Here is a 21,060-nt window from a genome sequence, read left to right as displayed (position 1 = left end):
CCGGCCGGGCCCGTTCGTCTTAACGAGTGAAGTCGGCTGTGCAGTCGGCCCAGATGAAGTCGCCGGTGATCTCGTCCACGGCCACCTCGTGGATGCGGAGCTGGTTCACGCTGGCGTCGGGCACGTCGCGCCGGGCCTTGTCGGCGAGCTGCTTGGTCTCGTCGCGGCTCACGAGCCGGGCGGTGACCATGCGCCCCTGCGCGTTGCGGAACTGGATCTTGAACACTTGGGCTCCTCTCGGAGCCGGGCGGCCTGAGCCGACCGCCCGGCGGGGGTGGGTCGGTCAGACAGCCTGGAACTTGAGGGTGCGGCGCTCCTTGCCCTTCACCTCGTAGACGAAGTGCTCGCCGTCCATCCGGCCGGTGAAGGTCGCGCGCCCGACCTTGGCCGTGACCTTCTTGGGCTGCTTCGCGCGGGCGGTCCGGCCCTCGGCCTTCGCGGCGGCCTTGGCCTCCAGCCGCTCCGCCTTCTTCCGGGCCTTCTCACCGGCCAGGGCCACCCCCGCGATGACCATGTGGCCGAACGCGAACTTCTGGGCGTGGGTCAGGGCGTCGGCCGGGCTGGTGATGCCGTCCACGGTGCGGATGACCTCGGCGCCGTCGGCCCCCATGCGGATCAGGAACGACTTCAGCTTGGCGTCGTGGCCCGGAGCGAACAGCCGCTTCGTGGTGGCGGTGCAGCCGGTCGTCCGGCCGTCGGCGGTGGCGAACTGCGAGCAGGTGCAGGCGTGCTCTTCGGCCTGGGCGGTGGTGTTCTTCGCGGCGGTGTCCTTGGCGGCCATTTCCAGTCTCCCTAATTCCGAATTCCGAACCCCGGCGGAATTGCCGAGAATTCGATTAAATCAGGGGATTTGCACAGCGCACAATTTCTGAAATTTGGCCGAATCTAAAAAGGTGCGCGGAATGGGCGTGACCACACCCATCCGCGCACCGTCATTCACGGCAAGTGATGGCCGCCTTTTGTCACTGCTCGTAATTGTGACTGTGATTGTGACTGGAACCGGGACACCCCCCGTGCCTGGGCACGGCCCCGGTGGGAGGGGGTCTCTGGGGACGCGCCACAGTCACAGTCACAATCACAAGAGGTGATGGCCGGCTCAGGGTCGACTGACCGTGTCGGCGGGGATGCTGGTGCCCGGCTCCAGCCCCCACGCGCTGGCGTCGTCCACCTCGGCCGGACGGTGGCCACCCCTGATCTGGCGGGCCTTGCTGGCGAAGTAGGCCCACTCCCCCGCCGTCCAGCGCACGACCCGGTAACCCGCCCAGAGACCTGCGCCGACGACCAGGCCACCGGGTACCGGGCCCAGCTCGTGGACCGCGTACGCCCCTCCGACCGCCGCCGAGTTCACGCCGAAGACGGCCCAGGGCACCCACCGCCGAGGCCGCCGGACGACCGTGCCAGCGCCCACGGTGGCCACCCTCGGCCGACCGGCCTTGGTGAGTCCTGCCCTGCGCTTTGCCTTGGTGTCGTGGGTGTAGTTCGCGCCGAAGCTGACGCGCTTTCCGTCGCGCGTCTTAAATTCCGGTTGAAACGCCTTGGCGGTGGCCATTGGTGGTCCCTTCCGGCCACCTGCCGCCCGTGTTTTGCTGGAAGGGCAGCCGGTGACCTCGGAGGTCATTTGGTGGGCGGTGGACCCCGGAATTTGCTTGGCGGTGAGATCCGGGGTTCACCTGTGTTCGGGTCCGGTGGTCGGCCCGGATCCGATTTGCTGGGTCGTCGAGGTCGGTCCGGACCTGCGAGCTGGGTCCGGGCCCCGAATTCGGACCCGGCCGGACCTGGTCCGGACTCGGCTTGCGCGGTCGGCAGGATCGGGCCGATCAGGCCGGGTCCGCCTGGGGGTCCGAGCGGACCCGGCCGGGGGTCCGAGCGGACCGAGGAGTGTCACCCGGAAGAGGCGGGCTGACGCCTGTTCCGGGTGTCGTTCTGGCTCCGGCTCCCGGCGGCTCTCCCTGGATCTCTCCGGGGCTGGCCGGGCCCGTGGGCCCCGGGCGGGACGGGAGGCCGTCCGGACCCCCGTCCCGCCCCACGACGGGCCTACCGCTGGGCGCGCTCCACAGCGGTGCGGCGGGCCAGCGGGCCGGAGTGCGGCAGCAGGTCGCTGGCCAGCTGCTTCAGGCCGTTGCCCGGGGTGCCGACCTCACTGGCGGCCACGGCCACCGCCCGCGCCAGCAGCTCGGCGGGCTTGGCGTCCCGGATCGAGTGGATCTCGCCGTCCAGGTCCACGGCGCTGCCGCCACGGCTGCTCGCCCCGAACACGTCGGCGGCGGCCAGAGCGGTGGCCTGCTCCTGGATCACGCGGTTGCGCTGGTCGGCGGCCTTGGCCAGCTCCACCAGGGCGGCCACGGCGGTGTCGAACTGCCGGGCGAGGTCCGGCAGCGTGACGCCCGGGGCGTTCAGGGCCTTGGTCGCGGTCTCGCGGGCCTGCTGGCGCCTGGCCTCCTGCTCGGCCTGGAGCCGGGCCCGGTCGTCGGCGCTGGCCAGCTCGGCGGCCTTGGCCTCCAGCCGGGCGGTCTCCTCGGCCTCGATCGCCTGCCGGGCGCGGGTCATCAGGTCGTCGGTCACTGCTGCTCCTCGGTGGTGTCGGTGACGCCCTGCCGGATGGCCCGGAACTCGGCGTCGGTCATGGTGTGGTCGTCGGTCCGGACGTGGCCACCCGCCCGGCGGCGGTACAGCATCCGCAATTCGTCGACGGTCAAGGGTTCGTCACTCATTGCTGCTTTCCTCTTGCGCTTGCTGCTCGATGATTCGACGTGCCTCTTCGCTGGCGAAGGGAACGCCGTGTTGCGCCTCGAATTCGTCGACCACCCTGCCCAACTGATCGTGCAGATCGACCAGGAAGTCCTTGGCGTCTTCGGCGGTCTCTTCCTCGCTGCCTCGGCTGAGCAGCTCGGACGATTCGAGAATGTCTCGCAACGCCTTGGCCACGAGCTGGCCGTCCTTGGGCGTACCGACCCCCGACAGGGCGTCGGCATAAAGCTCGGCGGTGTCTACGAGTTGAGCGGCCAGCCGCTGCCTGCGCTCCTTTAGCTGAGCCGCGCGAACCCTGTTGGCGACGTTCAGCCACTCGGCCCGGCCGAAGTAGTGCCCGTGCCTTGCGGCAACCGTGCTGACTTTCCAGGTGGACAAGCCCGTCAGTTTGGCGATTTCATTTCGCCCCTTGCCCTCGCGGCAATATTCGAGAATTTGCTGTTCCTCGTACGTAAGGTCTACCAGTTGTTCGTCTGACCCTCGCCCCTTTTCCGGCTCCGGTTGAAATGGGATCAGTTCAGCCGCCATTGCGCGGCTCCCAGTTCATTACGAAGTCCGCCAGCCCCTCGACCGCGTCGAATTCCGCCGAGGTCGTTGCCCGCTCGGCCATCCCCGCCAGCTTGTGCATCCATGCCAGCTTGGCCGCGTGCAGCGGGTCCGTCTTGATAACCTCGACGGTCTCCGGTCCCGGCTCCCAGAACACCCCCTCGTGGTCTTTGACCAGCGGCCTTATGCCCTCGTCATCGACCTCGAAGAACCCCACATGCTTCACGCTGATGCGGCCGGTCACGTCGTCCCGCCCGATGGCCACCCACCCGGGCTCGGCAATCTCAAAACTCATTTCTCCCCCTCCGGGAAAGCCCTGGCCACCAGCTCATGCACCAGGAACCACCGGCGCCGCCCCCTCGGGTCGGTTATCCGGACCTGTGGGAACCCGTGGAACTCGTGCACCCTAGCCTTAAGCAATTGCCCCTTGGCCACACTGCTATTGCTCCGCACTTCTCCGAAGTTCGACACCTCGTAGATGGGTCGCAGCCCCGGCACTTTGCGCCATTCCTCGGTGATGACCGGCTGGCTCATTCGGTCACCTCCTCCTTGATCAGGTCGTCAATCGTGCAGTCCATGAATGCAGCGATTTTGGCAAGGCTCGTCACGTTGGGCTTGAAATAGCCGCGTTCCCAGCGGCCGATCACCACGTGCGTCGTGCCGAGTTCGTCGGCCACCGCCCGCTGAGACAAACCGAGCTGCTCACGAAACCGCCGCAACTTCTGTCCGGCGTCCATACCTCTATGGAATCAGGAGTGATACCGCCCGAGAAATACCCATCGGGGGTTGCGTTTACGGCAAATAGACAGGGGTCTCGGCGGCTGCTTTTCTGGACTCCGGGGGAAGTCGCGGGTCCACCACTTCCCCCTGGGTGGACCAACCGCCCGAAGCAGAGCCCCCAACCGTTCGTCGGGCGTCCGGTTGGGGGCTCACGCATGTTGGCGGCAAGGTGCTCGCCGGCCTTCAGCGAGCCTGGGCGCTCCCGGGGGCCACCGGCTGCCGTGCCCTGGTGTCGTCGTGGGGTCTTTCTGGCCGTCCGGCGGCCTCTCGTGCCGTCCCCGGGGCCCTCGTGCCGCCGGGCCCCTCTCGTGCCCTCCGGGATACCGTCCCGGGCCTCAGCCCTCCTGACCCGCCAAGACAGGCGTGGACCGGGCCACTCCCGCGCTCCGGTCCACAGCGGCAAACCGCCGTGCCAGGTGTGCCATACGTGCCATATGGCGTGCGCACCGTGGTCTCGTCGCCCCGGAGAGCGCGCCCCTCGTAAGAACTGAGTACGTTGCACGAGATATGGCACATATGGCACGCAGGGCCCTGCACCCCCGCTGGCCTGCGAGGCTTTCCTCTCGCGCAAGCTCTCGTCATATGGCACGTCATATGGCACGAGATATGGCACGCCCGGGTTACACATATGGCACGCGGCTGCGAGGTCGGCGCAGGGGTGGCCGCGTGCCATATGTGGCGTGCCAGATGACGGCTACTCGATCAGCGAGATTCCGGTGAAGTAGTGAACCGTCGGCTTGTTCCGGGGCCGCTCCCGGCGACTGCTGATGGAGTTCTCAGCGGCGACCAGTTGCTTACCGAAGGTGGAGATGCTGCCCGGCTTGAACCCGCGTACCTCGCACCACGTCTTCCAGATCTCGAAGAGGTGGTTCTTGGGCACCTCAAGGTCGCTGCCGAGACGGCACCAGTCCTCCATGAACGCCTTGATCGGTGAGGTGGACTCCTGGAGCAGCGCGCGAGCGTCTCCGGACGCCTCGGGCTCAAGGAAGTACCCGCGCTGCGTCAGCCGGTCGAGTCCATCGAGAGCCCAACGCAGGATGGCCGGGATCTCCTGGAGGAGCCGACCCTTCAGGCCGGTGTCCTCCTGACCGAGGAACGACTTGGCCATGGTGAGGATGACGAACCGGCCAGCGATGGCCCCGGAGCTGTCGGCGAACGCCGGAAGCTCGTTGGACTGGAGGACCAGCCGGGCCGGAATGCGCCCGATCCACTGATCGCGGTTCTTGCGGTCCACGGTCAGGATGCCCTCACCGATCACGGACAGCAGACGCTCAAGGATGACCTCGCGGTCCCGCTTGGGAGAGCGGGCGTCGTCGATGATGGCCAAGGTCTTGTTGAGCATCGGTTGAAGGCCGAAGTTCGTGGCCAGGCTCGACAGAGTCGGACCAGCGACGTTCTGCTTGCCGACGAGCGCTTCGAGCACGGTCGCGATGGTGCCCTTGCCGGACCGGGTGGGGCCGACCATCATCAACGCCTTCTGAAGGTCGGTCTGGCCCGAGAGCACGTAGCCGAACCACTCTTGCAGCGTCTCGACGGACTGCTTGTCGTCCGGCCAGATCGAGTGCAGGAACTTCAGCCACTCGCCCGGCGCGGCGTCGGCGTCGCTGTAGTCGTACGGGAGCGAGGTGGTGTTGAAGAAGGCCGGGGTGGGGGCCACCAGCTCTCGGGTGCGGATGTCCAACAGCCCGTTCTGAAAGGCGACCATCCGGCCGGAGGGCCGGGCGTCGAGCCAGGTTCCGGAGTCGGTCTCCTCGTCCAGAAGCGTGATGTTCTTGATCGCGCTCACGACGTTGTTCACGCTGGCGTTGTTGGGGTCCCAGTCCTTCAACAGCGGCTTGTCGTCGTTCTCGCCCTTGTCGAGGAACTTGGCGTCCTCAAGGCGGTCCTGAACCTTGCTGCTGACCCACTGGCTTTCGACGTCGCGCCAGTGCGCGCCGGTCCAGGACATCCACGAGCCGCGCCAGCGGTGCAGCGTGCAGGCACCTTGGACGGTCCAGATCTGATCGAGGCAGAGCCGGGCAACCTTCACCGGCTTGAACGGAGAGGGCACGAGGTCGAGTCCTCCTGTGGTCTCGTTGGTCATCTTGCGGCCCTCCCGGCTCTCCTGGTGCCTGCGCCAGACGCTGTTGGCGGTCTTCCGAAACGCGGTCGGGTGGTGCGGACGGTCCGACGCCTGGTCGGCCTCTTCGAGCCGCGCCCAGTAGGTGTCCCGGTCGTCCTCGTGCAGCCGGGCGAGGTGCCCGGCCACCTTGGTCAACCAGGCGTTATTGCGCCCGGAGGCGTCAGCAGGAAGCGCCATCAGCTCTTGGAGGCTCGACGTGGCCTTGCCGCCGACCGACGCCGACCCGCGAGCAGGCCGGTGCTCAACCTCGCGGAGCGCTTCCACCCAGTCAGCCGGAAGCCAAGGCATCTCGTCAGGCCCGGGGACGTGAGTGGCCTCCGCGCCCTCCGGGTCGTACCAGGCGTACTGCGACCACTCGCCGGACTCATCCCCCGGCGCGACCGAGGGCCAGACCATCGCGTACCTGTGGCCGTGCTGGACGATCTCAACGTCCTCCACCGGCTGACCGTCGAACTTGATGCCCTTGGGCACCCGGAACCATCGGATGCGCGCCGGGCCGTCGGGGTCGCGGCGAGTGCTCGACCAGGTAGCCGGAAGGGGGCTCAAGCCCTCGCGCTCCGCCATCGCCCGAAGGTTCTCAGCTCCGCGCTTCTGCTTGCCGTCCTTGACGTACTGGTCAATGTCGATGCCGACCAGGCCCTCAGGGACGCGCAGCGCGATGTTCGCCGCCTTGTACTCGCCGAGCCAGGCCGCGCATTGCGCGTCGGTCGGGAACTTGCCCTGCTCGCCCGTGAATCCGGACGGCGGAAAGGTCTTCTTCTTGTACGGGATCGGCAACGTGCCGAGCCATCCGGCCGAGCGGTACAGCTCGTACGCCTGGTACGGGTTGGTGGCCAGGTCAGCCCCCGCTTGCGCCAGATCCAAAGCGGGTGTTGTACTCGTGGTGTAGCTCATCGTGGTACCTCCACACAGCCCCCGGTCAGGTTGGTCGCCAGGACCCGGGGGCTGAGCTGTGTTCGGGGGTGGGTTACTTCGGCTGCTGCTTGCCGAAGAGGAGACGGAGGAGGCGTCGGCGCTCGGACTCCGTCATGGGGCGCGCGTCCTTGATGTCCATCAGGCCGACACCAGCTCTCGGCTGACGGGGCGGTTCGTCAGGTCGAAGAAGTCGACGCCGAGGGCCTGCGCCATCAGGTCGATGACGTCCATGGACGGCGTGCTGACGTGGGTCTCGTAGCGGCAGACCGTGGGCACGGTGACACCGAGCGCCTCGGCAAGGTCCCGCTGGGTCATGCCGCGTTCCTGCCGGATTCGGCGCAGCGCGTCAGGATCGAACGCGAGAGTAAGCATTGGGGTTCCCGTCGAAGGTCTGGCAAGGACGTGCCGAACACGGCGGGGATCTTCGGGCCGCACCGCCGAAGCGGGGCCCTGGCCGGGGGCTGTGCCGCCCGGCTACACCCAGTGGAGCACGGGATTTACACCTGCTGCAATTTGCGGTTGACGCAAGTCCCCTCGGGGTCGTCGACCCTCTCCGCGGCTGTCACGACTCGTGATCGCCAAGCACGGGAGGTTATGGCCGGCGAGCACCCGGGGGCTCAACATGACGCCCGGCCGTCCAGGGCTCCGGCCAGCGGGCACGGGCATACCCAGCGGCGGCCTCCCGTGGGGTCTCCGGCGGCCTGGAGCCCCCGCCCGGGGCGTCCGGCCGTACCCGCCAGCACGAGGCCCGGGGAGACCCCACAGAGAGCCCGGCCACCCAACTCTCGTTTTTTCAGGTACGGTTGTCCGTGCTGCGAGCGGAGTACCCGACATCTCCGTGAGGTTGAGTAGCTGGCCGTCCTTAGTTGATGGACCAGTTCGGACCGAGTCGCAGTGCAAGGAAATTGGGCCGCAGAAACGTCCGCGATCCTGAGCAAGCTTCCTCGGGACGTCATGCCAGAAGCCAGGCGCACAGGATGCGCACAGTCAGAGGGTGAAGGTTTCCTAAGTAGGCCCTGGAAAGGCACCGAGAGCCTGACGTCGGTACGGCCTCAGCATGACCTCACGTACATCACGTGGTGGTCGGGCTGAGCGCTACGTGCCGAAGGTCCGATCACCAGAAAGGTACTCGGACCGTTGAATCTCTCTCTCGGTGTCAAGGTGCTCATCGTCGTCACCTGCGCCCTGTTCTCCGTCATCGTCGGAGGGCTGGCAGCTCTCCTGAACCACGACCCGGGAACACCCAAGCGTAAGTCGGTGATCTTTGGCGGCGGCGTGTTCGGGGGCTCGCTGACGCTGGCCGTGGTGGTGCTGTCAGCGCTCGGCGTCTTCTGAACGGGCGGGAGCCCCGGAGGCCACGATGGCTCTCCGGGGCTTCGCCCGATTCACCCTCATGGCGTCACACCCGTGCCTACGCTCATCCTGTGACGATCACACCGGTAACCCTCGCCCTGATCAGCACCGGTGCCGGGTTGCTCGGGGCCGTCATCGGGGCGATGGCCACCCTGGCGTCGGCCAGCCTCACCCAGCGCGCGACCCGCGACCGCGAGACCGAGTTCAAGGTCTGGGAGCGCAGGGCCGACGCGATCGAGGAAGCGCACCGGAAGATGGTCGCTCACGGCGATACGCGCGACACCGCCTGGTCCCTACGGCGGGTGCCCAGCGGCTTCAGCCCGGAAAGTCTCGACCCCGGCCACCAGGACGAGCAGTTCCGATTGGTTGTCACCAAGCTGATGCTGTACACGACGCCGGAGCTGGTGCAGGCGTACAGCGAGTCGAATAAGGCGTTCTGGAACTCGCTGCGCCATGTCATGCGGTTGGAGCTTGCGCTTGCAGATTCCGGCCCGGAGAGCGACAGGCCGAGGAGGCAGCGGAGCATCAACGCTGCGGTCGAGGTCGGCACTCAGGCGATCGAGGAGTCGAAGGCCGCCGACGAACGCCTTGCGGCTGCGCTCCGTGAAGCGGCCACGCTCGCGGCCACACGCCGCCGTCGACGTGAGCCGGCCCGCTGACCCAACGTTCCGTCAGCCGGACCCAACTCGTCCGGGCCGGGGCTGACTTGTGCCCGATACCGCCGCACTGCTTATCGGTCTGCGCTACTATCGGCGCTGAGGAGCCGCTTGACGGCCCCCTCCGCACCTGGGCGTCTGCACGTCGCAGAAACCAGGACGCCGGACCCGTTGGAGCTGGCGAGCCTCCCGAAACTCTCACTGAGGGGGGCTCGGATGCACGGCAGCTATGAAGACGGGTTGTGCTGTGCCTAAGAAGAAGTGACTGCAAAACCGGGCTGACACCCTCAGCCCACCCCGAGAGCACCTTTGCGCCCCGTGCGTCCGCGCGGGTGTCTCGGTCCGAACCGTAGGGTTCGGATCGAGGCCGCCTGCGCACCGATCCGACCCATGACAGAGAAGGTCAGGATCAGTGGACGGCGCAGCCATCCTCTTCATTCTCGCCATCGCTGGCGTGGCTTCGATCTCCCTTTTCGCTCTGAAGGGGTTGCTCGACCAGGTCCCGGACGTGATCGACTCCGCCAGCCGGGCGCGCGATGCGTGGGAACGCTTCAGGAAGAAGCACAACGAGACAATCGAGGCCGAGGAGCCGCCGCCCCCGGTGACGGTCCCGGCGGACGACGAGGAGCCGCCCGCCGCCGCATAGGTCGTCGCGGCCCGGGACGGTATCTCCGGGCGCACAGAGAGCCGCCCCCCGGCGTCCGGCCGTGGGGGCGGCTCTCGTGGTCTTCCGTGCCCCGTTCCGGGGCGCAGGGTGCCTAACCCTGCTGACGTTCGGCCGGAGGTACCGGCCACGTGCCCAGGCCAAGCTCGACGCGGACGTGCCCGGTGGTCTTCAGGTGAGTGATCGCCTTCTGGATCGTGGACACCGCGACGCCATACCGCGTCGACAGCTCGACCAGGCCGGGGAGTCGCTCGCCAGCCCACTCCCCCGCGTCGATCCGGCGTGCCAGATCTTCGCTGATCTGCTTCCAGATCGGTCGGCTGCGGTCCAGCTCAAGATCACCCATGTCGCGAACATACGAACACTCACTACGGTGTGCTACCGCGAGCACCAGAGCACGCGTACACTCGATCACGCGATAAGCGCGATAAGTCCTGGTCAGCGCAACGAGGGGGCCACCATGACGGGGTTAAGCATTCGAGTGCTCAGGTACAACGCCGCCACCAAGGAGATGCACGAGGTCAGCGCGCGGGAGTGGTCGATCGACACGATGCCGAATCTGCCGCTGATCGATACGCGGTGGCCGCTGTGCCGCTGCTGGAAGTGCAAGGGCGAGGGCACACCGGGCGAGCTGCGGCGCCGCTAAGGCGTCAGGTCGGACCAGCCCAGGGCAGCGGCGGCCGTGGCCGCATCAGCGATGACCACTGCGCGCCCGCTGACTTGACGTACGGGGTGGCCACCGGCCTGGGCTCGGGCCAGCAGCGACCGCAGCTTGGCGTCATGTCCTGGGGCGAACTTGCTTTGGGTCGTGGCGGTGCATTCGGTTGTGTTCGCCTGCCACACCGCCTCGCCGGTCGAGCCCTCGTGAACGAGCACTTCGAACGAGTAACGGGCGCAGGCACAAGGCTGGTTGGGGTTCTGTGTCGTCATGGCGAGGATCATAAGGCCGGAATGCGCTGGTCTGTACAGCGATCCCCCGGAATGGCCAGATCGGGCCGTGGGGCCCGTCGTGGGGTCTCCGTGGCTCTCCCTGGACACAGAAGACCGCCCCGGGCACTCGGGCCCCGGGGCGGTCTTCTGGGCGGCGGGAGGGCCGTCCGTGGGCTCAGGCGGCGATGGCCACCCGGAACCGGATCGGAGCCAGAGTGGCACCCCCGGAAAGAGGTGTGGGCACTCCCATCGTGTGACGTCCCAGCCGGCGGGCCGCCCGGGCGGTCGCCAGGGAGCCGCTGCGGTGGGCGGCCTCGACGACGACGGTGCCCCGGGTGAGAGCGGCGATCACCCTGTTGCGGAGGATGAATCTGCTGGGTGTCGGGTGATCGCCGGGCGGCAACTCGCCGACGACCAGTCCCTGTTCCGCGATTCTGCCGATCAGCCCGGTGTGTCCGCGCGGGTAGGGCCGGTCGACTCCACAGGCGAGTACGGCGATGGTGGCGCCGCCCGAGCCGAGGGCGCCGCGGTGGGCGGCGCCGTCGATCCCGTAGGCACCGCCGGAGACCACGATCCAGCCGCGTTCGGCGAGGCCGGCGGAGAGGGTGGCCGCCATGTGGGCGCCGTACTCGGTGCAGGCGCGGGCGCCGACGACGGCGACCGAGCGCAGCGCCCACATCCGCAGGTCCGCTCCCCCGCGCACCCACAGCCCGAGCGGCCGGGCGTCGCCCAGGTCGTCGAGTTGCCCGGGCCACTGCGGGGCGCCTGGACCCACGAAGCGCACGCCGGCGTCCCGCGCGGCGGCGAGGTCCCCGCGCGGTTCGGCCCGCTCGGCCCGGGCCAGTAGCCCGGCCCACCGCTTGCCGCTCGCTCCCGGCAGCGGATCCCCCCGTTCCCGCAGCCGTCGCACCACGGCGTCCACACCGAGCTCCCGCACCCAGCGCCCGCCGGTCTCGTCACCGGGTTCGATGACCCGGGTGAGGAGGACCCGGCCGAGCAGTTCGTCGTCGGATCCGTCCACGGCGCTCACACCCCCGCCCCGATGGCCATGGGCACACCGCGCGGAACGCCGGTGCGCAGTTGCAGGGCGAGGGCGACGTCCGCGGCGTCGGGCCGGTCGTGGCCGGTCAGATCGGCGACGGTCCAGGCGACCCGCAGGACCCGGTCGAGGCCCCGGGCGGTGAGCACGCCCCGTTCCAGGCTCCGCTCGGCGTCGTCCATGGCGCCGGGGGCGGCGCGCCAGCGGCTGCGCAGCTCCCGTCCGGGGAGCTCGCTGTTGGTGCGCCACGGGGTACCGGTGAGCCGCGCCGCGGCGCGGTCCCGGGCCGTCCGCACCCGGTCGGCGACCATGGCGGTGGTATCGCCCCGGGCGCCGCTCGCCATCAGCTCGGTGCGCTTGACGGGGTCGACCTCGACCCGCAGGTCGACCCGGTCGAGCAGCGGCCCGGACAGTCTGGCCTGGTAGCGGCGGATCGCCGAGGGCGGGCACTCGCACTGCTCGTTCGTCTGCGAGAAGCGCCCGCAGGGGCACGGGTTGGCGGCGAGCACCATCAGGAAGCGCGCCGGGAAGCGCACGACACCGGCGCTGCGCGCGATGACCACGTGCCCGGCCTCCAGCGGCTGCCGCAGGGCGTCCAGCGCCCGGCTGCTGAACTCCGGTGTCTCGTCCAGGAAGAGGACGCCCCGGTGCGAGAGGGACACCGCTCCCGGCCGGGCCGTACCGGGGCCACCGCCGACGAGTGCCTGCATGGTGGCCGAGTGGTGCGGAGCGCAGTAGGGGGCCGTGTCGATCAGGGGTTTGCCCGGGGGGAGCAGTCCCGCCACCGAGTGCACGGCCGTCACCTCGAGCGAGGCCTGCCGGTCCAACGGTGGCAGGACCGACGGCAACCGCTCCGCGAGCATGGTCTTGCCGGCCCCCGGCGGTCCTTCCAGGAAGAGGTGGTGTCCGCCCGCCGCGGCCACCTCCACGGCCGTCCGCGCCGAGAGCTGGCCCACGACGTCCGCGAGGTCATGGCCCTGGTCGTGCGACGCCGCGCCGACGGTGTGCATCCCGGTGTCCGCTCCGGTGCCCGGGGCGCGCAGCCCCGCCAGCAGCGGGTCGGGCCGCGTCTGCTCCTCGGTGTCCTCCTCCGGTACGGGCTCGTCGGTGAGGACCGCGATCAGCTGGCGCAGACTGCGGATGCCCAGGACGGACACGCCCGGCACCAGCGAGGCCTCGGCGGCGGCGCACTCGGGCACCACCACCTGCTCGTATCCCGCGTCGGCCGCGGCCAGTACGGCCGGCAGGATGCCGCGCACCGGCCGCACCCGGCCGTCAAGACCCAGCTCGCCGATCATGACGATGTCGCCGAGCACCCTCGGATCGATCCGTTCGGCGGCGCCGAGCACGGCGCAGGCGACCGCCAGGTCGAAACCGCTGCCGGCCTTCGGGACCGATGCCGGACTGAGTCCCACGGTGAGTTTCTTCTGCGGCCACTCGCCGCCGGAATTGACCACGGCCGCCCTGACCCGGTCCCTGCTCTCCGTCAGGCTCTTGTCCGGCAGCCCCACCAGTGTGAAGGTCGCGACCCCGGGCTCCAGGTCGGCCTGGACCTCCACTACCACGCCCTCGACGCCCACCAGCGTCACCGAGCACGTACGCGCGAACCCCATGTCAGGCCACCCCCCGGACGTGCTCGACGACGGGTGCGCCGCGGGCCGGCAGCAGCACGCCGACCAGGTCGATGCGGACCCCGCCGGGCGGCGCTCCCCCGTGTTCCTGGAGCCAGCGTTCGGCGAGGCCCCGCAAGCGGTCGGCCTTGGCCGGCGTGACCGCTTCCATGGGGTGCTGGAAGGGCCCTGCCCTGCGGGTCTTCACCTCGCAGACGACCAGGGCGTCCCCGTCCCGGGCCACGATGTCGATCTCGCCGGTCCTGCCGCAGCGCCAGTTGCGCTGCAGGACCGTCATCCCGGACCGGGTCAGCCGCCGTGCGGCCAATGTCTCGCCGTACCTGCCGAGTGCGCCGCGTGCGTGATGTGCGTTCATGTCGGCACCACCTCCGGCGCCAACGGTCACGCATCCCGCCCGACGGAGTGGATCTTGGTGCAGAACTCGGCGGCTGTGGACAACTCCGTCACCCGCACGAGCACGCCGGTCACCCGCCCGGCAGCTCCAGATCGCTCTTGTTGAGCTCCTCGATGTTCACGTCCTTGAATGTCAGCACGCGCACCTGCTTCACGAACCGGGCCGGCCGGTACATGTCCCAGACCCAGGCGTCCGCCATCGACACCTCGAAGAACACCTCACCCTGGACCGAGTGCACCTGCATCTCGTAGTCGTTGGTGAGATAGAAACGCCGCTCGGTCTCGATCACGTATTTGAACAGACCGACGACATCGCGGTACTCCCGGTAGAGCTTGAGCTCCATCTCGGTCTCGTACTTCTCGAGGTCCTCGGCGCTCATGGCATGTTCCCCTTCAGCCGTGCGATCCCACCATTGTGCGCCAGTCCCGGGAGTCACTGGACGATTTCGGTGTCCAGGGTCACAGGTCCGGCCGGGGGACCTTCGTCGAGCAGCGTGCGCAGCAGCCCGGCGAGTCTGGTCGGATACACCGTCTCACGTGCCCGAGCGAGTTCCGGGCACGTCCACCAGCGTGCTCCGGTGACACTGCGCCGCTCCAGCTCGGTCAGCGCCGTGGCCCCGATCGTGGTCCGGGTGGTGCGGGCGAGGTAGTACCACTCGTCCTGGTCCCATCGGCGGCCGGCGAACGGGAAGGAGCACCTCCGCCGCCACAGCACGGGCCCGAGCTCGACCTCGGTGATGCCGGTCTCCTCGACGAGTTCCCGCAGGGCGGCCTGCTCACGGGTCTCGTCGCCCTCCACACCGCCGCCGGGCGTGAACCACCAGTCGTCGGCAGGGTCGTCCGGTTCATGGCCGTGCAGCAGCAGGATGCGGTCCCGCGGGTCGAGCAGGACGACCCGGGCGACCCTGCGCGGTCCGCCCGCACAGGAGTCCTCGACCGCCGGAACGGGCTCAGCGGGCACCGGCGGTCCCCGCGTTGGCCCGGGCCCGGGACGCGCCCGCCCGCTTGGCGAAGGGACCGTACGCGGCCCCGCCGAAAATGAGCACGGTACCGGCGATCACCAGCGCGACGACGGTCCTGAACGGCCCCGGCGAGGAGAGCGCACCGAGCTGTTCGAAACCGGTGGGTGCCTGGAGCATGCCGTTCATCGGCCAGACCACGGCGTCGACCCTGGCCTGGACCGCGCCGCGGGAGACGGTGCCGCCGGCGGCGTCGGTCAGATGAGCCGTGGAGTCCAGTGACCCGGAGCGCTCGTCACCGAGCAGGAACAGACGCCCCTTCGGTACGGTCACCTCGGGGATGGCGCCGAACTCGGCCGCCGTGCCCTCGGAGAGATACGGTTCGTCGATCTCCTTGCCGTTGACCTCCAGCTTGCCGTCCTGGCAGCAGGAGACCGTGTCACCGCCGACGGCGACCACCCGCTTCACCATGGGAAGGTCCGACCACGTCGTGTCCGTGAAGACGACGACGTCACCGCGGCGGACGTCACCGCCGTCGATGCGCTCGGCCAGCACCCGGTCACCGGCACCGATCGTCGGCGCCATCGACGGGGTGGGCACGGTGTACGGCCGGTACAGCACCGCTCCCCAGGCGAATCCGCCGAGGAACAGCACCAGCCCCAGGGCCACGGCCAGCCCGGACAGCCGCTGCCCGGTCCGGCCACCCGCCCGGGCGGGGCCCGAGCCGCTGTTGCCGGGGACCGTACGCGTCGTGCTCTGACCACTCATGGGCGGCACCCTACCCGGCAGTACCGGACCGGGTCAGCCCTCCCGGCGGCCCTCTCCGACGCCGTACCGCCGGCGCCGCCAGAGCACCAGCGGCACCGCGCCCGCGAGCGCGAGTCCCTGGGGCGCGGCCGCCAGGACCGCGGCGGACGACGATCCGGCGGCCAGGCCGGGCTGGTCGAAGGTGTCCGGGACGGGCAGGTTGGTCCAGCGGTTGATCGGCCAGGCGATGACGACGGCGCGGCCGACGACCTTGTCCACGGGGACGAACCCGTCGTTCTTGTCGGCCTGGTTGTACCGCGAGTCCCGGGAGTTCTGACGGTGGTCGCCCATGACCCAGATGTGGCCCTCGGGGACCTTCACCTTGAACTGGCCGCCCTGGTCGTCCTGGCTGCACGGGGTGTTGCCCGGATACACGTACGGCTCGTTCAGCGCCTTGCCGTTGACCGTCAGCGGCCCGGTGCCCTTGCACTCGATCGTGTCACCGCCGACGCCGACGACCCGCTTGATCAGGTCCTTCTCCTCCGCGGACGGCATCAGACCGATCCAGCTGAGGACCTTCTGCAGGGGGTTCGGGTCGGGGGTCGGCTCGCCCGCCAGCCAGTTGTCGGGGTCGTGGAAGACGACGACCTCACCGCGCTCGGGCTCGGAGCCGAACCAGGGGGTGAGCTTGTCGACGAGCACCCGGTCACCCTGCTGGAGGGTGTTCTGCATCGAGTCGGAGGGGATGGAGAACGCCTGCACCAGGAACGTCTTGATCAGCAGCGCCAGCACCAGCGCGATACCGATCAGGATCGGCAGCTCCTTCCAGAAGGAGCGGGGCTGCTTCGCCTGGGGAGTGCCGTCGCCCGAACCGCCTTGCGCCGTGGGAGGCTGCCCGTCTCCCGGTCCGTCGCCGTCCCCCGCCGGGGAGTCCTTCCCGAAGGTCACGAAGTCGTCAGCCGCCGGGCCGGCCGCCTCCACGGGACGCCCGCGGTGCTCCTCGCCCTCGCGCCCGGACCGTGCGCCAACCGCCGCATCCCCCACGCCAACTCCTCACTCTCTGCCGCCGCCCGCGCCATGCCCGGCGCAGGCCCACCACTCCCATAACGAGCGGGAGTTCCGCAGGGCTCGGGAGCTGGACCATTCCATCGGGACCGTCCGGGGCAACCCTATGCGACAGCGGGGCGGCAGCGGTCGACCCCGGCGCCGAGTCCGACACGGACGCGTAGGTCGTCGGTTCCTCCAGCGTGCTCCAGTGGCCGAGCGGCCAGGCGATGACCATGGCCCGGCCCACCACCTCGTCCTCGGAGACCGTGCCGCCGTAGTCGGTGTCCTGGTGGGAACGGGAGTCGGCGGAGTTCGCCCGGTGGTCACCCATCACCCACAGCCGCCCCTCGGGGACGGTGATGTCGAACGGAGTCGTGGACGGGGCGTTGCCGGGGTACAGGTAGTCCTCGTTCAGGGGGACGCCGTTGACGGTGACCCGGCCCTGCTTGTCGCAGCACTGGACGCGGTCGCCGCCGACGCCGACGACCCGCTTGATGAGGTCCTTCTCGTTCTCGGACGGCAGCAGTCCGATGAAGGTGAGCCCGTCCTTGATCTGCTTGATCCCGACGGGGTCGTCCTTCTTCGGCGTGGTCTGCTCGTCCTGGAGCCAGCCGCCGGGGTCCTTGAACACGACGACGTCCCCGCGCTGCGGCCTGGAGCCGAACCACGGGGTGAGCTTGTCGACCAGCACCCGGTCGCCGATCCGGATCGTCTGCTCCATGGAGCCGGACGGGATGACGAAGGCCTGGACGAGGAACGTCTTCAGCACCAGCGCTATCACGACGGCGACCCCCACGAGGAGGGGGATCTCCTTGACGGCGCTGCGCCTGCGACGCCGCTTGACCTTGCGCTGGAGCTTGCGCCGCTCGGCCCGGCTGCGTCCGGGGCCCGGTCCGGCCGTGCGGCGGAAGCCGGTGGGCAGCAGGTTCTCCGCGGCGCTGTCCGGGACGCCGCGCGGTTTACCGCGGTTACCCATGGGCGCCCTCCGCCGCGTTCGTCGCCGGGGCGGGCACGCGCGCGTAGGCGTCGGGCCGGTGCAGCCGGGTGGCGTGGTCGAAGGGCCAGACGATCCCGTCGGCGCGGCCGATCACGGTGTCGACCGGGATCATGCCGCCGCCGGGCGAGCCGAGGTGGTCACGGGAGTCGCTGGAGTCGCCGCGGTGGTCCCCGAGGACGAACAGGCGCCCGTCGGGCACGACGACGTCGAAGGACACCGTGGAGGGACTGTCGCCGGGGAACAGGAAGCCCGACTCGTCGACCGACCGGCCGTTCACCCGGATCCTCCCCTCCCCGTCACAGCAGACCACGTGGTCCCCGCCCACCCCGACGACCCGTTTGATGTAGTCGGCGTCACCGAAGTACCCGGTGCCGTCGAACACCACCACGTCGCCGCGCTGCGGCCCGGTGCCGAAGCGGTACGCCAACTTATTTACGAGCACGCGGTCCCCGACCCTCAATCCGTGTTCCATCGATCCGCTGGGGATCTGGAACGGCCGCGCCACGAACGTGTTCACCGCCAGCAGGAACAACAGGCAGAGCAACAGGGTCAGGGTAATCCGCCCGCCGGGCAGCCATGGCGTGAGGCGTGGCACCAATGCGGAACGCGACCGCCCCTCCGGACCCGCCGGCCCCGAGGTGTTCTCGGGGCCGGTCGGGGGGAGGGAGCGGTCGCGCTCCGTCGGCTGTGCTTCGGTGTCCATCGGGGCCAGATGCTATCCGGCCCCGATATGACGCCGGTAAAGCGCTCAGTTCTCGCGCTTCTCCTTGATCTTCGCCGCCTTGCCGCGCAGCTCGCGCAGGTAGTACAGCTTGGCGCGGCGGACGTCACCCTTGGTGACGAGCTCGATCTTCTCCACGATCGGGGTGTGCACCGGGAAGGTGCGCTCGACGCCGACGGAGAAGGAGACCTTGCGGACCGTGAAGGTCTCGCGCACGCCGGCGCCCTGACGGCGGATGACCACGCCCTTGAACTGCTGCACACGGGAGCGGTTGCCCTCGATGACGCGCACGTGGACGTTGACCGTGTCGCCGGGACGGAAGGCGGGGACGTCGCTGCGCAGCGACGCGGAGTCGACGGAGTCGAGCAGGTGAGACATTTCGTCTGCTTTCTTCGCTGATGCCGCAGGTCATCAACGGCAACTAGAGGCTGGGATCGATGCCGTGCGGTTCGGGGCGGGCGTCGTGTCCCCCTGCGGCAGGGGCGCACACCGGACGACGCACGGCAGCGGCCTATTCTTCCACGCCGTCGGTCCTGCGCCAAAATCGGCCGTACGACTCTCCGGCGGGGTCCGGCTCCCAGCCCAGGACGGACAGCATCTCGCGGTCCTTCTTGTCGAAGGCCTCGGGGTCGCAGCGCTCGATGAGGTCGGGCCGGTTGGCGGTGGTGCGGCGCAGCGCCTCGTCACGCCGCCAGCGGGCGATCTTCCCGTGGTGGCCGCTGAGCAGTACGTCCGGGATGCCGCGCCCGCGCCACTGCGGCGGCTTGGTGTGGACGGGGCCCTCCAGAAGGCTCGCCATCGCCCCGGGTGCGAAGGAGTCGTCACGGTGCGACTCGGCGTTGCCGAGGACGCCGGGGAGCAACCGTGCGACGGCCTCCGTGACGACGAGGACCGCCGCCTCGCCGCCGGCCAGGACGTAGTCGCCGATGGACACCTCGTACACGGGCATCCGGGTGGCGTACTCGTCGATGACACGGCTGTCGATGCCCTCGTAGCGGGCCGGGGTGAAGACCAGCCAGGGGCGCTCGGAGAGCTGGACGGCCAGTTCCTGGGTGAAGGGACGGCCGCTGGGGGTGGGAACGATCAGGGCCGGTTCGCGGGAGCCGGTCTCGTAGCCGTCCGCCAGGACCGAGTCGAGCGCGTCACCCCACGGCTCGGTCTTCATCACCATGCCGGGGCCGCCGCCGTACGGGGTGTCGTCCACGGTGTTGTGCCGGTCGTACGTCCAGGAGCGCAGGTCGTGCACGTGCACGTCGAGCTGTCCGCGCGCGCGTGCCTTGCCGACGAGGGAGACGTTCAGCGGTTCGAGGTACTCGGGGAAGATCGTGACGACGTCGAGCCGCATTACGCCTCTTCCTCGGCGGCGCCCCGCGCGGACCCACTGGGTCCGTCGGCGACTTCGTCGCGGTCCGCGCGGTCGTCGATCAGACCGGGCGGCGGGTCGATGACCGCGCGCTGCTCCTCCAGGTCGATCTCGGTGACGATCTCCTCGACGAACGGCACGTACACCTCGGTGCCGTCGGGGCGCTCGACCACGAAGAGGTCCTGGGTGGGCAGGTGCGAGATCTCGGTGATCCGGCCGATCTGCTCGCCGTCCTTGGTGACGACGTCGAGGTCGATCAGCTGGTGGTCGTAGTACTCGTCCTCGTCCTCGGGCCGCTCGGCCGGGTCGACGTCGGCGATGAGGAGGGTGTTGCGCAGGGCCTCGGCGCCGTTGCGGTCGCGGACCCCCTCGAAGCGCAGCAGGAGGCGGCCGCTGTGGACGCGGCCGGTCTCGATGGTGAGCGGCCCGACGGAGGCGGGGTCGGTGGTCAGGACGGCACCGGGCCCGAGCCTCAGTTCCGGTTCGTCGGTGCGGACCTCCACGGTGACCTCGCCCTTGATGCCATGGGCGCGACCGATGCGAGCGACTACCAGCTGCACTGTGCTTGATCTCCTGTCGAACTGCGACGAGCCGCTCACGGCTCGTACGACTGCGGGCCGGGGACGGCCCAGTGGCCCTCCCCGGCCCGAGCCGGTGCTGCGTTTGGCGTCAGCGGACGTGGTCCACGTCGACGAGGTCGACGCGGACACCACGGCCGCCGATGGCGCCCACGACGGTACGCAGAGCACGTGCGGTGCGACCGTTGCGGCCGATCACCTTGCCGAGGTCGTCCGGGTGGACCCGGACCTCGAGCACGCGGCCGCGACGCAGGTCGCGCGAGGCGACCTGTACATCGTCAGGGTTGTCGACGATGCCCTTCACGAGGTGCTCGAGAGTCTCCTCGAGCATGCTCAGGCCTCGGTCGACGCAGACGCAGAGGACGCGGCGGCGGCCTCGTCCTTCTTCTCGGCCTTCTTCTTCTGGGTGATCGCCTCACCCTTGCCCTCGTCGTCGCCGCCGAGTGCCTCGAAGGACGGACGGGCCGACTTCTCGGCGGCCTGGAGCAGCGGAGCCGGGGCGGGCTCGCCCTTGAACTTCTGCCAGTCGCCGGTCTTCTTCAGGATGGCGAGCACGGGCTCGGTCGGCTGGGCGCCGACACCGAGCCAGTACGCCACGCGCTCGGCGTCGACCTCCATCACCGACGGGTTGTACGTCGGGTGGTACTTGCCGATCTCCTCGATCGCACGGCCGTCACGACGGGTGCGGGAGTCGGCGACGACGATGCGGTAGTGAGGCGAACGGATCTTGCCCAGACGCTTCAGCTTGATCTTGACTGCCACGGGAGTGGGTTCTCCTGGAATTGACGTGATTGGGCACGGCGAGATGTGCCGCGTGGGGTTGCGGTACCCGAGTGCCCGATGGACGCGTCAGCCGGAGGAGAGAGGGGTC

The 21,060-nt window shown here is 69.4% G+C and carries 30 protein-coding genes and 1 pseudogene; 4 read left to right on the top strand and 27 right to left on the bottom strand.

Translation table 11 applies throughout. The annotated features are described in order from the left end of the window. Positions 1–19: 19 nt before the first annotated feature. The 11 genes from ACH4VX_RS13395 to ACH4VX_RS13345 all read right to left on the bottom strand — a co-directional run bounded on the left by ACH4VX_RS13395 (position 20) and on the right by ACH4VX_RS13345 (position 7,483). Positions 20–226 carry a hypothetical protein gene (locus ACH4VX_RS13395; RefSeq protein ID WP_398367520.1) on the bottom strand — a complete coding sequence of 69 codons (207 nt, stop codon included), beginning with the start codon at positions 224–226 and terminating at the stop codon, positions 20–22. 57 nt (positions 227–283) lie between these two features. Continuing rightward, a complete protein-coding gene (locus tag ACH4VX_RS13390) occupies positions 284–781 on the bottom strand; it encodes a hypothetical protein (RefSeq protein WP_398367519.1) in 498 nt (165 codons plus the stop codon). A 315-nt stretch (positions 782–1,096) separates the two neighbouring features. Then, positions 1,097–1,549, bottom strand: a complete 453-nt coding sequence (locus tag ACH4VX_RS13385; RefSeq protein ID WP_398367518.1) for a hypothetical protein — start codon at positions 1,547–1,549, stop codon at positions 1,097–1,099. Between the two features lie 485 nt (positions 1,550–2,034). After that, positions 2,035–2,562: a hypothetical protein gene (locus ACH4VX_RS13380; RefSeq protein ID WP_398367517.1), complete on the bottom strand. Its 528-nt coding sequence runs from the start codon at positions 2,560–2,562 to the stop codon at positions 2,035–2,037. Continuing rightward, positions 2,559–2,711, bottom strand: coding sequence for a hypothetical protein (locus tag ACH4VX_RS13375; protein ID WP_398367516.1), 153 nt, complete (start codon positions 2,709–2,711; stop codon positions 2,559–2,561). Before ACH4VX_RS13375 ends, ACH4VX_RS13380 begins: the two co-directional genes overlap by 4 nt. Further along, positions 2,704–3,276 (bottom strand): hypothetical protein, encoded by a 573-nt coding sequence (locus tag ACH4VX_RS13370; protein WP_398367515.1) that lies wholly within the window; start codon positions 3,274–3,276, stop codon positions 2,704–2,706. The genes ACH4VX_RS13375 and ACH4VX_RS13370 overlap by 8 nt, the downstream gene beginning before the upstream one ends. Beyond that, positions 3,266–3,589 (bottom strand): hypothetical protein, encoded by a 324-nt coding sequence (locus ACH4VX_RS13365; RefSeq protein WP_398367514.1) that lies wholly within the window; start codon positions 3,587–3,589, stop codon positions 3,266–3,268. Before ACH4VX_RS13365 ends, ACH4VX_RS13370 begins: the two co-directional genes overlap by 11 nt. Further along, positions 3,586–3,828, bottom strand: a complete 243-nt coding sequence (locus ACH4VX_RS13360; protein WP_398367513.1) for an NUMOD4 domain-containing protein — start codon at positions 3,826–3,828, stop codon at positions 3,586–3,588. Before ACH4VX_RS13360 ends, ACH4VX_RS13365 begins: the two co-directional genes overlap by 4 nt. Further along, the gene (locus tag ACH4VX_RS13355) at positions 3,825–4,031 is read right to left on the bottom strand and encodes a helix-turn-helix domain-containing protein (RefSeq protein WP_398367512.1); all 207 of its coding nucleotides are present in this window, start codon (positions 4,029–4,031) and stop codon (positions 3,825–3,827) included. The genes ACH4VX_RS13360 and ACH4VX_RS13355 overlap by 4 nt, the downstream gene beginning before the upstream one ends. A 737-nt stretch (positions 4,032–4,768) precedes the next feature. Further along, a complete protein-coding gene (locus tag ACH4VX_RS13350) occupies positions 4,769–7,090 on the bottom strand; it encodes a phage/plasmid primase, P4 family (RefSeq protein WP_398367511.1) in 2,322 nt (773 codons plus the stop codon). A gap of 159 nt (positions 7,091–7,249) precedes the next feature. Then, complete coding sequence (locus tag ACH4VX_RS13345; RefSeq protein ID WP_398367510.1) at positions 7,250–7,483, bottom strand: helix-turn-helix domain-containing protein; 234 nt, start codon at positions 7,481–7,483, stop codon at positions 7,250–7,252. Positions 7,484–8,248: 765 nt separating this feature from the next. Between ACH4VX_RS13345 and ACH4VX_RS13340 the strand changes: the two genes are divergently transcribed. The 3 genes from ACH4VX_RS13340 (at position 8,249) to ACH4VX_RS13330 (ending at position 9,766) form a co-directional block, all read left to right on the top strand. Beyond that, complete coding sequence (locus ACH4VX_RS13340; RefSeq protein ID WP_398367509.1) at positions 8,249–8,446, top strand: hypothetical protein; 198 nt, start codon at positions 8,249–8,251, stop codon at positions 8,444–8,446. 89 nt (positions 8,447–8,535) lie between these two features. Then, entirely contained in the window at positions 8,536–9,123 is a 588-nt protein-coding gene (locus tag ACH4VX_RS13335; RefSeq protein WP_398367508.1) for a hypothetical protein, read from the top strand. A 409-nt stretch (positions 9,124–9,532) separates the two neighbouring features. Further along, the gene (locus tag ACH4VX_RS13330; protein WP_398367507.1) at positions 9,533–9,766 is read left to right on the top strand and encodes a hypothetical protein; all 234 of its coding nucleotides are present in this window, start codon (positions 9,533–9,535) and stop codon (positions 9,764–9,766) included. Positions 9,767–9,878: 112 nt separating this feature from the next. Here the strand turns inward: ACH4VX_RS13330 and ACH4VX_RS13325 are convergent, their stop codons facing one another. Further along, the gene (locus ACH4VX_RS13325) at positions 9,879–10,130 is read right to left on the bottom strand and encodes a GntR family transcriptional regulator (RefSeq protein ID WP_398367506.1); all 252 of its coding nucleotides are present in this window, start codon (positions 10,128–10,130) and stop codon (positions 9,879–9,881) included. 114 nt (positions 10,131–10,244) lie between these two features. On the opposite strand from ACH4VX_RS13325, the gene ACH4VX_RS13320 reads away from it, so the two are divergent. Continuing rightward, positions 10,245–10,430, top strand: coding sequence for a hypothetical protein (locus ACH4VX_RS13320; RefSeq protein WP_398367505.1), 186 nt, complete (start codon positions 10,245–10,247; stop codon positions 10,428–10,430). Here the strand turns inward: ACH4VX_RS13320 and ACH4VX_RS13315 are convergent. The 15 genes and pseudogenes from ACH4VX_RS13315 to rpsP form a co-directional block, all read right to left on the bottom strand. Next, positions 10,427–10,714, bottom strand: a complete 288-nt coding sequence (locus ACH4VX_RS13315) for a hypothetical protein (RefSeq protein WP_398367504.1) — start codon at positions 10,712–10,714, stop codon at positions 10,427–10,429. The genes ACH4VX_RS13320 and ACH4VX_RS13315 overlap by 4 nt on opposite strands. A 220-nt stretch (positions 10,715–10,934) precedes the next feature. Continuing rightward, positions 10,935–11,744: pseudogene (locus tag ACH4VX_RS13310) on the bottom strand (DNA-processing protein DprA); the annotation flags it as partial. Beyond that, positions 11,741–13,366: a YifB family Mg chelatase-like AAA ATPase gene (locus ACH4VX_RS13305; protein WP_398367503.1), complete on the bottom strand. Its 1,626-nt coding sequence runs from the start codon at positions 13,364–13,366 to the stop codon at positions 11,741–11,743. The pseudogene ACH4VX_RS13310 and the gene ACH4VX_RS13305, both read right to left, overlap by 4 nt. A 1-nt stretch (position 13,367) precedes the next feature. After that, positions 13,368–13,769 carry a YraN family protein gene (locus tag ACH4VX_RS13300; protein ID WP_398367502.1) on the bottom strand — a complete coding sequence of 134 codons (402 nt, stop codon included), beginning with the start codon at positions 13,767–13,769 and terminating at the stop codon, positions 13,368–13,370. 79 nt (positions 13,770–13,848) lie between these two features. Continuing rightward, the gene (locus ACH4VX_RS13295) at positions 13,849–14,157 is read right to left on the bottom strand and encodes a DUF2469 domain-containing protein (protein WP_003965949.1); all 309 of its coding nucleotides are present in this window, start codon (positions 14,155–14,157) and stop codon (positions 13,849–13,851) included. A 53-nt stretch (positions 14,158–14,210) separates the two neighbouring features. Beyond that, positions 14,211–14,738, bottom strand: a complete 528-nt coding sequence (locus ACH4VX_RS13290) for an NUDIX hydrolase (RefSeq protein ID WP_398367501.1) — start codon at positions 14,736–14,738, stop codon at positions 14,211–14,213. After that, complete coding sequence (gene lepB, locus ACH4VX_RS13285) at positions 14,728–15,504, bottom strand: signal peptidase I (RefSeq protein WP_398367500.1); 777 nt, start codon at positions 15,502–15,504, stop codon at positions 14,728–14,730. Before lepB (ACH4VX_RS13285) ends, ACH4VX_RS13290 begins: the two co-directional genes overlap by 11 nt. Positions 15,505–15,537: 33 nt before the next feature. Continuing rightward, the gene (gene lepB, locus ACH4VX_RS13280) at positions 15,538–16,527 is read right to left on the bottom strand and encodes a signal peptidase I (RefSeq protein ID WP_398367499.1); all 990 of its coding nucleotides are present in this window, start codon (positions 16,525–16,527) and stop codon (positions 15,538–15,540) included. Beyond that, positions 16,439–17,506 carry a signal peptidase I gene (lepB, locus tag ACH4VX_RS13275; RefSeq protein WP_398367498.1) on the bottom strand — a complete coding sequence of 356 codons (1,068 nt, stop codon included), beginning with the start codon at positions 17,504–17,506 and terminating at the stop codon, positions 16,439–16,441. Before lepB (ACH4VX_RS13275) ends, lepB (ACH4VX_RS13280) begins: the two co-directional genes overlap by 89 nt. Then, positions 17,499–18,230 carry a signal peptidase I gene (gene lepB, locus ACH4VX_RS13270; RefSeq protein ID WP_398367497.1) on the bottom strand — a complete coding sequence of 244 codons (732 nt, stop codon included), beginning with the start codon at positions 18,228–18,230 and terminating at the stop codon, positions 17,499–17,501. The genes lepB (ACH4VX_RS13275) and lepB (ACH4VX_RS13270) overlap by 8 nt, the downstream gene beginning before the upstream one ends. A 45-nt stretch (positions 18,231–18,275) precedes the next feature. Then, the gene (rplS, locus tag ACH4VX_RS13265) at positions 18,276–18,626 is read right to left on the bottom strand and encodes a 50S ribosomal protein L19 (RefSeq protein WP_190098062.1); all 351 of its coding nucleotides are present in this window, start codon (positions 18,624–18,626) and stop codon (positions 18,276–18,278) included. 133 nt (positions 18,627–18,759) lie between these two features. Next, positions 18,760–19,593 (bottom strand): tRNA (guanosine(37)-N1)-methyltransferase TrmD, encoded by an 834-nt coding sequence (trmD, locus tag ACH4VX_RS13260; RefSeq protein WP_398367496.1) that lies wholly within the window; start codon positions 19,591–19,593, stop codon positions 18,760–18,762. Then, a complete protein-coding gene (rimM, locus tag ACH4VX_RS13255) occupies positions 19,593–20,171 on the bottom strand; it encodes a ribosome maturation factor RimM (RefSeq protein WP_398367495.1) in 579 nt (192 codons plus the stop codon). Before rimM ends, trmD begins: the two co-directional genes overlap by 1 nt. Before the next feature lie 109 nt (positions 20,172–20,280). Next, positions 20,281–20,520 carry an RNA-binding protein gene (locus ACH4VX_RS13250; RefSeq protein ID WP_217162204.1) on the bottom strand — a complete coding sequence of 80 codons (240 nt, stop codon included), beginning with the start codon at positions 20,518–20,520 and terminating at the stop codon, positions 20,281–20,283. Between the two features lie 2 nt (positions 20,521–20,522). Further along, a complete protein-coding gene (rpsP, locus tag ACH4VX_RS13245; protein WP_398367494.1) occupies positions 20,523–20,951 on the bottom strand; it encodes a 30S ribosomal protein S16 in 429 nt (142 codons plus the stop codon). Between the last annotated feature and the right edge of the window lie 109 nt (positions 20,952–21,060).

It is taken from the genome of Streptomyces sp. NPDC020731, assembly GCF_044334705.1.
Taxonomy (GTDB): Bacteria; Actinomycetota; Actinomycetes; order Streptomycetales; family Streptomycetaceae; genus Streptomyces.
Note: the sequence above shows the minus strand (reverse complement) of the source record. Positions and strands in the feature narration are given on the sequence as shown.